Source organism: Domibacillus sp. 8LH (genome assembly GCF_038806185.1).
GTDB lineage: Bacteria > Bacillota > Bacilli > Bacillales > Domibacillaceae > Domibacillus > Domibacillus indicus_A.
Map to the genome: position 1 here is coordinate 1 of NZ_JAVJNG010000343.1, position 234 is coordinate 234.

At 41.9% G+C, this 234-nt stretch carries 1 pseudogene; it reads left to right on the plus strand.

Annotated elements, in window-relative coordinates:
* Positions 1-88 precede the first annotated feature (88 nt).
* A pseudogene (locus tag RG959_RS24950) lies at positions 89-234 on the plus strand (cysteine hydrolase family protein); the annotation flags it as partial.

Genomic DNA, 234 nt, shown 5'->3' on the forward strand with positions numbered 1-234 from the left:
TCGTTGGTCCGACTTACCATGCGGCCGAGAGGAAATATGGAGAAGCTAGCAAAATTAAAATCTATCATGTTAATCAGGGGGAAGCCAAATGAGTAAACGTGCTTTAATTAATGTAGATTACACATATGATTTCGTCGCAGAGGATGGGAAGTTAACATGCGGCGAACCGGGTCAAGCTATAGAGGATAACATCGTAAGCTTAACAGAAGAGTTTATTACGGCGGGAGATTATGT